13 protein-coding genes are annotated in these 12,139 nt (G+C 68.1%); 4 read left to right on the top strand and 9 right to left on the bottom strand.

Annotated elements, in window-relative coordinates:
* Positions 1-15: 15 nt before the first annotated feature.
* The 6 genes from DM992_RS29875 to DM992_RS29850 all read right to left on the bottom strand — a co-directional run bounded on the left by DM992_RS29875 (position 16) and on the right by DM992_RS29850 (position 4,768).
* Complete coding sequence (locus DM992_RS29875) at positions 16-1,353, bottom strand: heterodisulfide reductase-related iron-sulfur binding cluster (protein ID WP_111020471.1); 1,338 nt, start codon at positions 1,351-1,353, stop codon at positions 16-18.
* A 121-nt stretch (positions 1,354-1,474) separates the two neighbouring features.
* Positions 1,475-1,897: a rubrerythrin family protein gene (locus tag DM992_RS29870; protein WP_111019805.1), complete on the bottom strand. Its 423-nt coding sequence runs from the start codon at positions 1,895-1,897 to the stop codon at positions 1,475-1,477.
* A 249-nt stretch (positions 1,898-2,146) separates the two neighbouring features.
* On the bottom strand, positions 2,147-3,415 hold the full coding sequence (locus tag DM992_RS29865; protein WP_111019804.1) for an RNA polymerase sigma factor: 1,269 nt from the start codon (positions 3,413-3,415) through the stop codon (positions 2,147-2,149).
* Positions 3,412-3,828 (bottom strand): VOC family protein, encoded by a 417-nt coding sequence (locus DM992_RS29860; protein ID WP_111019803.1) that lies wholly within the window; start codon positions 3,826-3,828, stop codon positions 3,412-3,414. The genes DM992_RS29865 and DM992_RS29860 overlap by 4 nt, the downstream gene beginning before the upstream one ends.
* A gap of 38 nt (positions 3,829-3,866) precedes the next feature.
* Positions 3,867-4,289 carry a YciI family protein gene (locus DM992_RS29855; RefSeq protein WP_111019802.1) on the bottom strand — a complete coding sequence of 141 codons (423 nt, stop codon included), beginning with the start codon at positions 4,287-4,289 and terminating at the stop codon, positions 3,867-3,869.
* 125 nt (positions 4,290-4,414) lie between these two features.
* Entirely contained in the window at positions 4,415-4,768 is a 354-nt protein-coding gene (locus DM992_RS29850; protein WP_034185206.1) for a YciI family protein, read from the bottom strand.
* A 207-nt stretch (positions 4,769-4,975) separates the two neighbouring features.
* Between DM992_RS29850 and DM992_RS29845 the strand changes: the two genes are divergently transcribed.
* The 4 genes from DM992_RS29845 (at position 4,976) to DM992_RS29830 (ending at position 9,405) form a co-directional block, all read left to right on the top strand.
* A complete protein-coding gene (locus tag DM992_RS29845) occupies positions 4,976-6,823 on the top strand; it encodes an ExeM/NucH family extracellular endonuclease (protein ID WP_111019801.1) in 1,848 nt (615 codons plus the stop codon).
* Between the two features lie 274 nt (positions 6,824-7,097).
* A complete protein-coding gene (locus DM992_RS29840) occupies positions 7,098-7,484 on the top strand; it encodes a DUF883 family protein (RefSeq protein WP_047901453.1) in 387 nt (128 codons plus the stop codon).
* A 48-nt stretch (positions 7,485-7,532) separates the two neighbouring features.
* Positions 7,533-8,117, top strand: coding sequence for a YSC84-related protein (locus tag DM992_RS29835; protein ID WP_111019800.1), 585 nt, complete (start codon positions 7,533-7,535; stop codon positions 8,115-8,117).
* 235 nt (positions 8,118-8,352) lie between these two features.
* Positions 8,353-9,405, top strand: coding sequence for an AI-2E family transporter (locus DM992_RS29830; protein ID WP_111019799.1), 1,053 nt, complete (start codon positions 8,353-8,355; stop codon positions 9,403-9,405).
* 66 nt (positions 9,406-9,471) lie between these two features.
* On the opposite strand, the gene DM992_RS29825 is transcribed toward DM992_RS29830, so the two are convergent.
* From DM992_RS29825 to DM992_RS29815, 3 genes are all read right to left on the bottom strand, one after another.
* Positions 9,472-9,957, bottom strand: coding sequence for a thioesterase (locus tag DM992_RS29825; protein ID WP_111020470.1), 486 nt, complete (start codon positions 9,955-9,957; stop codon positions 9,472-9,474).
* Between the two features lie 245 nt (positions 9,958-10,202).
* On the bottom strand, positions 10,203-11,219 hold the full coding sequence (locus DM992_RS29820; RefSeq protein WP_111020469.1) for an NADP-dependent oxidoreductase: 1,017 nt from the start codon (positions 11,217-11,219) through the stop codon (positions 10,203-10,205).
* A gap of 44 nt (positions 11,220-11,263) precedes the next feature.
* Positions 11,264-12,052: an SDR family oxidoreductase gene (locus DM992_RS29815; RefSeq protein ID WP_111019798.1), complete on the bottom strand. Its 789-nt coding sequence runs from the start codon at positions 12,050-12,052 to the stop codon at positions 11,264-11,266.
* Positions 12,053-12,139: the final 87 nt, after the last annotated feature.

The following is a 12,139-nucleotide window of genomic DNA, read 5'->3' as shown; positions in this document are numbered from 1 at the left end:
TCGGCCGGCAGCGGCTCAGATGCCGTATGCGCGGCGCAGCAGCGTGAGCGGATGCGCAAGCGGCGCGGACGGCAGCCCCTTCTCGTCGATGCCCTGCACGATGTGATGGCCGGCCAGCGCGCAGTCCGACGACACGAAATCCGGCTGCGGCTCGGCCATCGCCTTGAACACGGGCGCGCCGATCCGCATCGCGTCCGCATGGAATTCCTTCTTCACACCGAACGTGCCCGCATGGCCCGAGCAGCGCTCGACGACATTCACGCGCGTATCGGGCACGAGCGACAGCGCGTCGGCCGTCTTGCGGCCGATGTTCTGCACGCGCGCATGGCACGGCACGTGATACGACACGGTGCCGAGGCCGGTCTTGAAATCGGTCTTCAGCAGCCCGTCGCGATGCCGCGCGATCACGTATTCGAACGGATCCCAGAATGCGTCGGCCACCGCGCGCACCGCTTCGTCGCCGGGGAACATCAGCGGCAGCTCGCTCTTGTACATCAGCACGCAGCTCGGGATCGCGCCGATCAGCGCATAGCCTTCGCGCGCATAGCGTTCGAGCACGGGCAGGTTCACCTCCTTCTTCGCGGCGACACCGGCAAGGTTGCCCTGCTCCAGCAGCGGCATTCCGCAGCACGCTTCGCGCGTGACGAGTTCGTACGGAATGTCGTTGTGCGCGAGGATCGCGAGCAGGTCGTGGCCGATGCCCGGCTCGTTGAAATTCACGTAGCACGTCGCGTAGATCGCGACCTTGCCGGGGGTGCGTTCGCCGTCGCGCGCGGGCGGGTTGTCCGAGCGCTTCGCGGCGCGCCGGAACTTGCGCGGCGCGAACTCCGGCAGCCACGCGTTACGATCGACGCCGAGCGCCGCTTCGAGCGCATGGCGCGCGGGCGGCGTACGGTTCACCGCGTTCACCGTCTGCGTGACGATCGGAATGCCCGCGAAATGGCCGAGCGCATCGGTGTTCGACAGCACCTTGTCGCGCAGCGCCGCTTCGCCGCGCTTGTAGCGCGCCGCCTTGCCGCGCAGCATCAGGTGCGGGAAGTCGACGTTCCATGCGTGCGGCGGCACGTACGGGCATTTCGTCATGTAGCAGAGGTCGCACAGATAGCACTGGTCGACGACCTTGCCGAACGCGGCCTTCGGCACTTCGTCGATGTCGCCCATCGGCGTGTCGTCGACCAGATCGAACAGCGCGGGAAACGCGCCGCACAGCGACACGCAGCGCCGGCACCCGGCGCAGATGTCGAACACGCGCGACATTTCCGCATCGATCGCGGCCTGGTCGTAGAACGTATCGGACTGCCAGTCGAGCGGATGCCGGGTCGGGGCTTCGAGACTGCCTTCCTTGTGGGGCATGAGGCGCTCCAGCGTGGCGCGCATGCGCGCAAGCGCGCCGCCCGCGCGCTGCGGGCGGCGATGAATGAGCGGGGGCCGCTTGCCGGTTACACGGCCGTGCCGTGCGGCCTGCGGCAGCCCTTCAGTCGACGAGACTGTCCAGCGCCTTCGTGTAGCGGTTCGCGTGGCTGCGTTCGGCCTTCGCGAGCGTCTCGAACCAGTTCGCGATTTCGTCGAAGCCTTCGTCGCGCGCCGTCTTCGCCATGCCCGGATACATGTCGGTGTATTCGTGCGTTTCGCCGGCGATCGCCGATTCGAGATTCAGCCGCGACGAGCCGAACGGCAAGCCCGTTGCCGGATCGCCGACGGCTTCCAGGTATTCGAGGTGGCCGTGCGCATGGCCGGTTTCGCCTTCGGCGGTCGAGCGGAACAGCGCGGCGAGGTCGTTCTGGCCTTCGACGTCAGCCTTCGAAGCGAAATAGAGATAGCGTCGATTCGCCTGCGATTCGCCTGCGAATGCCGCCTTCAGGTTCTCTTCGGTTTTGCTGCCCTTGAGTTGAGCCATTTGCGCCTCCGTTCGAGTCGGCGCGGCCGCGTGCGAAGCCGGGCCGATCAGATATGTGGGGAACGATGCATTTGCCGGGACGTACGCATCGTGCTCTTTAATCTAGGCGCTGGCGTTCGCATCCCCCAATAGGCTTTTTCAATCCGGGCGATAGTGCCGGGCGTGCATCGGGGAATCGGCGGGAGGGCGGGATCGACGCGGCGTACGCCGCGCTTGCGACGCACGCTTCATGCGTCACGCATCGATCGATCACGCATCGATTGCGCGCTTGAGCAGCAACTCGCGTTCGCGCTCGTTGCGCGTCAGTTCCGCCGCGCGGCGGAACTCGAGCTTCGCTTCGTCGGCACGGCCCAGCTTCGCCAGCAGGTCGCCGCGCACGCTCGGCAGCCAGTGATAGCGCGCGAGCGCGGGATCGTCGCGCAGCACGTCGACGAGTTCGAGCGCCGCAGCCGGCCCGAACGCCATCCCCACGGCCACTGCGCGGTTCAGTTCGACGACGGGCGACGGTGCGACTTCGGCGAGCGCGTCGTACAGCGCGACGATCTGCGCCCAGTCCGTTTCCGACGCGTGCCGCGCACGCGCATGGCAGGCGGCCAGCGCGGCCTGCAGCGCATACGGCCCACGCACGCCGCCGAGCTTCGTCGCCCGTTCGAGCGCCGCGAGGCCGCGCCGGATCAGCAGTTGATCCCAGCGGCTGCGGTCCTGGTCGAGCAGCAGCACGGGCCGGCCCTGCGCATCGGTGCGCGCATGCATGCGCGACGCCTGCAACTCCATCAGCGCGACGAGCCCGAGCACTTCGCTCTCGTCCGGCGCGAGGCCGGCCAGCACGCGGCCGAGCCGCAGCGCTTCGTCGCACAGCGCCGGACGCGTCCAGTCGTCGCCCGCCGTCGCCGCATGGCCTTCGTTGAACACCAGGTAGATCACCTCGAGCACCGACGCGAGCCGCGCGGGCCGCGCATCGGCGGCCGGCACCTCGAACGGCACGTGCGCCGCCGCGAGCGTGCGCTTCGCGCGTACGATCCGCTGCGCGATCGTCGGCTCGGGCGTCAGGAACGCACGTGCGATCTCGCCCGTCGTCAGCCCGCCGAGCAGCCTCAGCGTCAGCGCGACGCGCGCGTCGGTCGACAGCACCGGGTGGCACGACGTGAAGATCAGCCGCAGCAGGTCGTCGCCGATGTCGTCGTCGCTCGCGTCGGCGAGCGCCTCGGCGATGTCGGGGACAACATGCGCTTCGAGCGCGTCCATCTCGTGGCCGAGCTGGTCGCGCTTCGCCGCATGAAGCGACTCCTGCCGGACGCGGTCGAGCGCGCGACGCTTCACGGCCGTCATCAGCCAGGCGGCCGGGTTGTCGGGCACGCCGTCGATGGGCCAGTGCTCGAGCGCCGCGACGAGCGTGTCCTGCGCCAGCTCCTCGGCCACGCCGACGTCGCGCACCACGCGCGCGGCGCGCGCGATGATCTTCGGCGCCTCGATCCGCCAGACCGCCTCGATCGCACGATGCGCCGCGTCATGCGTCACGACGCCTGCCCCTGCGCGGACGCGTCCTGCGGCATGGACATCAGCTCCCACGCATGACCGTCCGGATCTGTGAACCCGTGGCCGTACATGGCCGGGTACTCGCGCGGCGGCAGCGGCGCGGCGCCGCCGGCCGCCAGCGCCTTCGCGACGATCGCCTCGACCTCGGCACGGCTTTCGCACGACAGGCACGACAACACCTGCACATGCGTCGCCGGATCGACGATCGTCTTGTCGGTAAAGGTCTGGAAAAACGGCCGCACGAGCAGCATCGCGAAGATCGTGTCGCTGATCCGGAGGCAGGCGGCCTGATCGTTCGTATAGGCCGGCACGACCTCGAAGCCGAGCGCCTGGTAGAACGTCTTCGAGCGCGGCAGGTCGGCCACGGGCAGGTTGATGAAAACCATTTTGTGCATGACGGATGCTCCTGGTGAGGTTGGATTCAGGCTGGGATTCAGGCGGCGTTGCCGTGGCCGACGTGGAGTTCGCGGAACCGCTCGACCGCGTCGCTCGGCGTAAGGTCGTCGAGCTCGAACAGCGGCCGCACCTCGATCTCGCAATCCATCTCGGCGCCGAACGGCGCGGGGAACCGGCGCGTCCATTCGAGCGCCTCGTCGCGCGAACGCACCTGGATCAGCGTATAGCCGGCGATCAGCTCCTTCGTTTCCGCGAACGGGCCGTCGACCACCGTGCCCTTGCCGCCCGTATAGCGCACGCGCCAGCCGCGCGCGCTCGGCCGCAGGCCGTTCGCGTCGAGCAGCACGCCGGCATTGGCCAGTTCCTCGTGATACACGGTCATCGCCTCGACCAGCCGGTTGTCCGGCAACGCGTCGGATTCGCTGACGGCGTTCGCCCGAATCATGATCATGAATCGCATCGTTCACTCCTTGTCGTCGGTAAAAGGAGACGCCCGTTCATCGGCGCCTTATCCGGACGACGGGCGAAACACGGCCGGATCGACACGCGCCACGACAAATCAGGGTAAATACCGAGTCACCGCCTTCACAGGAAGCACGGGCCGACCGCGCGTACCTCGACCGTGCACCATTGCGCGGCCGGGCACTGGCGTGCGATCTCGATCGCTTCCTCTCGCGTGTCGACGTCGACGAGGAAGAAGCCGCCGACCATCTCCTTCGCCTCCGCGAACGGGCCGTCGAGCAGGCGCGTCTCGCCGTCGCGCACCTGCACGCGCGTGCCGCGCTCGGAACGCTCCAGCGACTCGACGCCGCGCAGCACGCCGCGCGCCTTCAGCGTCTCGGCGAAATCGACCATCCGTGCGTAAAGCGCCTGGCCTTCGTCGAGCGTGCGTTCGGCGCGCTGGTCGGTCGGTTCGACAATCAACAGCATGTAAGACATGGACTTCTCCTGTGGGGACGGGGTGCGCCAGCGTTCGCTGCGCGATCGGCATGCGACGCCCGATGCGAAAGCGTAACAGCCGCGGCAGGGCCTGCCTGCATCGTTGGCCATCCGGCACTGGCCGGACGGCCAATTCGGCCGCTTCCTGGCATTTCGCCGTCAAGATGCGCTCCCGAACTGTCGGATTTTCTTCCAGTGGACCGTCCCATGTCACGCCTGCTTCCGCCGCTTGCCGTTGCGCTATCGCTCGCCCTCTCCATCCGGCCTGCCCCCGCCGCGCCGCCGGTCAGCGCCGGCTGCGGCGGCGCGGCCTCGGCGATTGCCGACCTCCGCAGCGCCGGCGGCCCGTCGCCGCTGGCCGGGCAAACGACGTCGATCGAAGCCGTCGTCACCGCTGCGTTCGGCGGCGCCGACGGCTTAGGCGGCTTCTTCGTCCAGCAGGCCGACGCGCAGCGGCGGCGTCGGCCGGGCGTCCCGGAAGGCCTGTTCGTGTACGCACCGAACGCACGCGCGAGCCCCGGCGATCTCGTGCATCTCACGGGCCGGGTCGACGATCGATACGGCCGCACGCAGTTCGTGCTGTCGGGCGGCATCGCCGTCTGCGCACGCGGGCACACGGTCACGCCGGCGACGCTCACGCTGCCGGTCGCCGCACCGGCCGTGCTGGCCGCGCACGAAGGCATGCGGGTGCGCCTGCCGCAAACGCTGACGGTCAGCGACACACGCGAACTCGGCCGCTACGGCAGCCTCGTTCTCAGCAACGGCCGGCTGCGCATCCCGACCCACGTCGCGCCGCCGGCCGAAGCCGCCGCGCACGCGGCGGCCAACGCGCGCAACCGCATCGTGCTCGACGACGGCTCGAGCCGCCGCGATCCTGCAACCGTCCGCTATCCGCCGCCCGCGCTGAGCGCTGCCAATACGCTGCGCGCTGGCTATACGGTGCGCGGCGTCGAAGGCGTGCTCGAACTGCGCTACGGCACGTGGCGGCTGCAACCGACAGCCGGCGCGGCGCCCGTGTTCGACGCCGCCGCAAATCCGCGTGCCGATGCGCCGGCCCGGCATCCCGATGCCGACGTGCGCATCGCGTCGTTCAACGTTCTCAACTATTTCAATGGCGACGGCCATGGCGGCGGATTCGACGCGCCGGCCAACCGTGGCGCAAAAACGCACGCCGTCTTCGCGCGGCAGGAAGCGAAGATCGTCGCAGCGTTGCATGCGCTGCGCGCCGACGTGATCGGGCTGATGGAAATCGCGAACAACGGCCACGGCGACGCGAGCGCAGTGCGGCGTCTCGCGGCACAACTTGGCGAAGGCTGGCGCGCGGTCGATCCCGGCACCGCGCGGCGCGGCCGCGATGCGATCGCGGTCGCGCTGCTGTACGACAGTCGCACGGTCGAGCCGGTCGGGCGCGCCGCGACCATCGCGCTCGGCGGCCGGCACCGCCCGCCGCTTGCGCAGACCTTCCGGCGCATCGGCGGCACGCGCGCGTTCACCGTCGCGGTCAATCACCTGAAGTCGAAGAACTGCCCGAACGCGACCGGCGCCGACCTCGACCATGCGGACGGCCAGGGCTGCTGGAATGCGGCACGCACGCGGGCGGCCGCGCGCATCGCCGGCTGGCTCGCCGCGTCGCCGACGGGCGCCGCGGCCGACGGCGTGCTGCTGATCGGCGACCTGAACAGCTATGCGAAGGAAGATCCGATCCGCACGCTCGAATCGCGCGGCTATGCGAACCTGGTCGCCAGCTTCGTCGGCGATGCCGCGTACAGCTACGTATTTCGCGGTGAAGCCGGTTACCTCGACCACGCGCTGGCCACGTCGACACTCGCCGCACGCGTGAAGGCCGTGCACATATGGCACATCAACGTCGACGAACCGGTCGCCCTGCAACCCGTGCCCGATTACAAAACGCATGTGCACCGGTCGTCTTATTACGCACCCGACGCATACCGCTCGTCGGACCACGACCCCGTCATTGTCGATGTCGCGCTTGACGATGGCGGCTCGCCGCGCGGCTCGGGCACAAACCGTGCTCCGTCAAACAGCGTCGACTAGTGCCTTGCGTCACCGCAAGGCCCGCAATGGCACTATTTACCGAATATCCATGGAGACGCAATACTTACCGGACATTCACCTTGTGCCGCTGCCTGATTCGCCGATTGCGAAATTTTTTCAACCGTCGCACCGCCCCGCGCGACGGGGCTTCGCGGCGATCCTGCCAACGAATTGAAAATTTGTCTCGAAACTCAATTGGGGCAAGTGAATCACATCAATTGCTGGGATTCGTCTTATCTTCAAATTGGCCTGGAATCGAAGGAGGATAAACACCATGGCGCTCACCGACTCGATCGAACACAAACTGGACCGCGGCCTGGCCGACATCCGTCGCACCGGCCGGCGCGTGGGACGCACGACGCGCTCCGCCGCCCGCGATCTGCATGCCGACGTGACCGACGACCTGCGCGGGCTGGTCGACGAACTGGAAGACCTGTTGAAAAACGATGGCGACGGCGATATCGCCGCGCTGCGCAAGCGCGTGCAGTCGAGGCTCGACGAAGCGCGCAGCACGCTCGACTACGCGTCGGGCAGCGCGGCCGCCCGGCTGCGCGATTCGGCCGAACGCGTGTCGCAGGTCGTGCACGACAACCCGTGGCAGACCGCCGGCGTGGTCGCGGGCCTCGCGTTCGTTGCGGGCCTGCTCCTCGCCCGCCGTTGAACTGGGCTGCCCGCGCCGTCCTCAATCAGACAACGAAGGAGAACCGTCATGCAGAAGCCCCTCGCCATGAAAGCCGCCGCCGCCGTGATTCTCGGCAGCCTTGCACTCGCCGGCTGCACGACCACGCCCGACAAACCCGAAACCGCGTCGGCCAGCGCATCGAAGCGCCAGTCGATCGACGCGAGCGTGAACGCGACGCTGTCGCGCCTCTATTCGACGGTGCCGGGTTCTCGTGAACTCGTCGCGAAATCGCGCGGCGTACTCGTGTTCCCGAACGTGCTGCAGGCCGGTCTCATCATCGGCGGCCAGTCCGGCAACGGCGCGCTGCGCGTCGGCGGCAGCACCGTCGGCTACTACAACACGTCGTCGCTATCGGTCGGCCTGCAGGCCGGCGCGCAGTCGAAGGCGATCGTGTTCCTGTTCATGACGCAGGATGCGCTTGACTCGTTCCGCAAGTCGGACGGCTGGGCTGCCGGCGCCGACGCATCGGTCGCGGTCGTGAAGGTCGGCGCGAACGGCGCGGTCGACACCACCACGGCCACCGCGCCGGTCCAGGTGCTGGTCCTGACCAACGCGGGCCTGATGGGCGACCTGTCGGTGAACGGCACCAAGGTCACGAAGCTCAATATGTGACGGTATCGCACGCGGCCTTGCGCCGCGTTCGCTTCCCGGCAGCGCCGCGGCCCCGGCCGCGGCGTTTTCGCATGGGTCGCACGCAGCGGTTATGATGGCGGCACCTTTGCGGGCATACTCCCGATGGGCCGCCCCGCCGCGTGTTCCGCAGCGAACCCGTGACGTTCGCGAGCCGATCGCGCCCAGGGCAACGAGATTCAATCAAACCAAGCATCAATCTGCGCGAATGCCACCCATGGATAGCGGACACGATCACCAAAAATTCTTCTATTTCCTGTTGTTCGCGGTCACCGTCGGCATGTGCGGGATTCTCGCGCCGTTCTCCGGGGCCGTGTTCTGGGGCGCCATTCTCGCGATCCTGTTCCAGCCCGTGCAGCGCTGGCTCGCCGCGCGCTTCGGCAAGCGGCGCAACCTGGCCGCGCTCGTGACGATGACGCTGATCGTCCTGATCGTGATCCTGCCGCTCGTGTTCGTCGCCGCGACGCTCGTGCAGGAAATCGCATATGTGTACCAGGAAATCAAGACCGCGCAGCCGAACTATTCGCAGTACTTCCAGGACGTCATCCACGCGCTGCCGACCTCGATCCAGCGTGTGCTCGCGAAATACGGGATGACCAACCTCCCCGGCATCCAGAAGAAGCTGACCGACGGCGCCGCGCAGATCAGCCAGTTCGCCGCGACCCAGGCGTTCAGCATCGGCCAGAACACGTTCCAGTTCATCGTCAGCTTCGGCGTGATGCTGTACATGGTGTTCTTCCTGCTGCGCGACGGCGGCGAGATCGGCCGCCGCGTGCGCCGCGCGCTGCCGCTCGACGAGGAGCACAAGAATCTGCTGCTCGCGAAGTTCACGACGGTCGTGCGCGCGACCGTGAAAGGCAACATCGCGGTCGCCCTCGTGCAGGGCGCGCTCGGCGGGCTGATCTTCTGGATCCTCGGCATCCAGGGCGTCGTACTGTGGGGCGCGCTGATGGCGTTCCTGTCGCTGCTGCCCGCGATCGGCGCGAGCCTCGTATGGATACCGGCCGCGCTCTACTTCCTGGCGACCGGCGAGATCTGGAAATGCGTGATCCTCGTCGCGTTCTGCGTCGGCGTGATCGGTCTCGTCGACAACCTGCTGCGCCCGATCCTCGTCGGCAAGGACACGAAGATGCCCGACTGGGTCGTGCTGATCTCGACGCTCGGCGGGATGGCGCTGTTCGGCATCAACGGCTTCGTGATCGGGCCGCTCGTCGCCGCGCTGTTCATGGCGAGCTGGGACATCTACGCGCGCGCCGAACAGGGCGAATGACGCGGCGCGTGGCCGCGTGCCACGCCCTCTGGCCGCCGTCGCTCCCTCCACACGCACAAGCCTCCGTCACGGATGGCGAATCCTGATCACGACGGGCGCCACGGCGCCCGTCGCTTCATCCGCCGCGACGGTCATCACGCCGCCGTAAGGGCCGACGCGATGAGCACGGCCCGACACCAGCGGCACGTTTCGATCGTCGTGCGCATCGCGCCATGTTGCGCGCACACCCGAATCGGCATCCAGCGCGAACGGCGCACCGTCGGGCCCGACCAGTGCCACATGAGCACCCGGCAAACGCCGGCCATGCGCATCGAACCGAAGCGTCGCCACGGCTCCACTGCCCGCCGCGTCCCGTCCTTCGACAACCGTGCCCGACGGCGCGTCGAACTTCACATCGTAGAGATCGACGAGCGCGCCGCTAAACCGCACGACGCCGTCCGACGCGGCCTGCCCGGCTGCCACCGCGTTCGACATCGCGAATACGACGCCCAGTCCGATCGCCACCATCCGCACGGCGCCGGCGCCGGCGCACCGCACCGTTCGATTACGCATCGCCGCCGATGCCGCCCGCTTCACGTTGTTCCGCACGTTCCCTCTCCCCTGCCGCGTGACCAGAAAAATAGGCGGCGTGACGCGTCGGTCATGCCAGCCTGTTTGCTGGCAATCACTTTAGGGAGAGAGGCCCGGACAATATATGGGACAAGTCCTAAATTGAGGCCCGATTGATCGAACTCACCACGTTCGACAACATCTCGCGGCAACGCGCGACCGATATCGCACGCCGCGCCGCAAGCCGGTCACGCGTCCGGATCGACACGCAGCACGAGCTTGCCTCGATGGTCGCCGTCGAACAGGCGATTCAGCACGTCGGGCGCGTTTTCGAGACCGTCTGCGACAGTTTCCTCGGCCTTGAGCCGGCCGTCGCGCAGCCAGCCCGCGAGCGTCTGCACGGCTTCGCGGCTCTTGCGGTAATCGAGGATCAGGAAGCCGCGCATCGTCAGCCGCTTCGAGATCAGCACGCCGACATCGTCGGCCGCGCGTCCGCTGTTGTAGTTCGAGATCACGCCGCACAGCGCAACGCGCCCGCCGATCACCATCCGCGACAACACCGCGCGCATCACCTCGCCGCCGACGTTCTCGAAGTTCACGTGCACGCCGTCCGGCGTCGCCGCCTTCAGTTGCTGACGGAAATCGTCGGCCTTGTAGTCGACGGCCGCGTCGAAGCCGAGCGTCTCGGTCAGGTAGCGGCACTTGTCAGCACCGCCCGCGATCCCGACCACGCGCGCGCCGTGGATCTTGCCGATCTGCCCGGCGATCGAGCCCACCGAGCCGGCCGCCGCCGACACGACGAGCGTTTCGCCGGGCTGCACCGGCGCGATGTCGGTCAGCCCGTAATACGCGGTCAGCCCGCTCATCCCGCATGCGCCGAGCAGCGTCGGCAGCGGCAGGCCCGACTGCGCGGGCAGCTTCACGAGCTGCGCGGCCTGGTCGGCCGGCACGACCGCATAGTCCTGCCAGCCGACGAGCCCTTGCACGAGATCGCCTTCCGCGAAACCGGCATCGCGCGACGCGACCACGCGCCCGATACCGAGCGCGCGCATCACCTCGCCAATCGCGACGGGCGGCAGGTACTGCGGCACGTCGCTCATCCACACGCGGTTGGTCGGGTCCATCGACAGGTACAGCACGCGCACGAGCACCTCGCCGTCCGCGAGCGCCGGCACCGGCGTCTCGACGAACGAGAAGTGTTCGCGGCCGACCCGCCCTTCCGGGCGCGTCTTCAGCAGCAGTTGGCGGTTCACGGGTGTCGACACGATGTTCTCCTCCGATAGTTGCTGTGCGGGATGCGGGGTGCGCGTCAGACCGCGCACATGCCGCCGTCGATCACGAGTTCGGAGGCCGTCACGAAACGGCTCTCGTCGGACGCGAGATACACGACCGCATGCGCGACGTCGTCCGGCTCGCCGAGCCGGCGCAGCGGAATGCCGCGCGCGAGCTTGCGCGTCGCATCGCGTTCGCCGAGCGTCTGGAACAGCGGCTCGACGATCCCCGTCCGGATGAACGCCGGGTGAATCGAGTTGCAGCGCACGTCGAGCTCGCGGCGTGCGCAATCGATCGCAACCGATTTCGTCAGCGACGCGACCGCCGCCTTCGACGCGTTGTACGCGGTGAAATCCGGCTCGACCTTGAATGCGGCGACCGACGAGATGTTGATGATCGATGCGGGATGGCTCGCGCCCAGGTACGACAGCGCATGCTTGCAGCCGAGCACGATGCTCTCGACGTTGATCGCCATCACGCGCCGCCATTCGTCCAGCTCGATTTGCGCGGGCGAGCCGATCGAGCCGACGCCCGCATTGTTGACGAGCACCGACAGCCCGCCCATCGCATCGTCCGCCTGCGCGAGCAGTGCCTGCCAGCGCGCTTCGTCGCGCACGTCCTGCGTCGCGGCGAACGCGACCGGCGTCGCGTGGCCCGCGTTGAGTTCCTGCGCGAACGCGTCGAGCACCGCCGCTTCGGCGATGTCGGTCAAGAACACGCGCGCGCCCTGCTCGACCATCCGGCGCGCGATCGCGCGGCCGAGGCCGCCCGCGGCGCCCGTGATGTATGCGCACTTGCCGGCGAGGCGCGAAGAAACGACTGTCATGTGAGCTGCTCCTGTCGTGAGTCATCGTCGCGGAACGCTGCCGCGACGGGTTTTCCGTGCGTGTCGCGGCCGACGCATGCCGGTCGA

Source organism: Burkholderia sp. JP2-270, from assembly GCF_003233675.1.
Classification (GTDB): domain Bacteria; phylum Pseudomonadota; class Gammaproteobacteria; order Burkholderiales; family Burkholderiaceae; genus Burkholderia; species Burkholderia pyrrocinia_C.
Note: the sequence above shows the minus strand (reverse complement) of the source record. Positions and strands in the feature narration are given on the sequence as shown.

Coding starts and splice junctions, on each gene's coding strand:
- DM992_RS29875 (WP_111020471.1), bottom strand. CDS start 1,353: ATGCCCCACAAGGAAGGCAGTCTCGAAGCCCCGACCCGGCATCCGCTC.
- DM992_RS29870 (WP_111019805.1), bottom strand. CDS start 1,897: ATGGCTCAACTCAAGGGCAGCAAAACCGAAGAGAACCTGAAGGCGGCA.
- DM992_RS29860 (WP_111019803.1), bottom strand. CDS start 3,828: ATGCACAAAATGGTTTTCATCAACCTGCCCGTGGCCGACCTGCCGCGC.
- DM992_RS29855 (WP_111019802.1), bottom strand. CDS start 4,289: ATGCGATTCATGATCATGATTCGGGCGAACGCCGTCAGCGAATCCGAC.
- DM992_RS29850 (WP_034185206.1), bottom strand. CDS start 4,768: ATGTCTTACATGCTGTTGATTGTCGAACCGACCGACCAGCGCGCCGAA.
- DM992_RS29845 (WP_111019801.1), top strand. CDS start 4,976: ATGTCACGCCTGCTTCCGCCGCTTGCCGTTGCGCTATCGCTCGCCCTC.
- DM992_RS29840 (WP_047901453.1), top strand. CDS start 7,098: ATGGCGCTCACCGACTCGATCGAACACAAACTGGACCGCGGCCTGGCC.
- DM992_RS29835 (WP_111019800.1), top strand. CDS start 7,533: ATGCAGAAGCCCCTCGCCATGAAAGCCGCCGCCGCCGTGATTCTCGGC.
- DM992_RS29830 (WP_111019799.1), top strand. CDS start 8,353: ATGGATAGCGGACACGATCACCAAAAATTCTTCTATTTCCTGTTGTTC.
- DM992_RS29825 (WP_111020470.1), bottom strand. CDS start 9,957: ATGCGTAATCGAACGGTGCGGTGCGCCGGCGCCGGCGCCGTGCGGATG.
- DM992_RS29815 (WP_111019798.1), bottom strand. CDS start 12,052: ATGACAGTCGTTTCTTCGCGCCTCGCCGGCAAGTGCGCATACATCACG.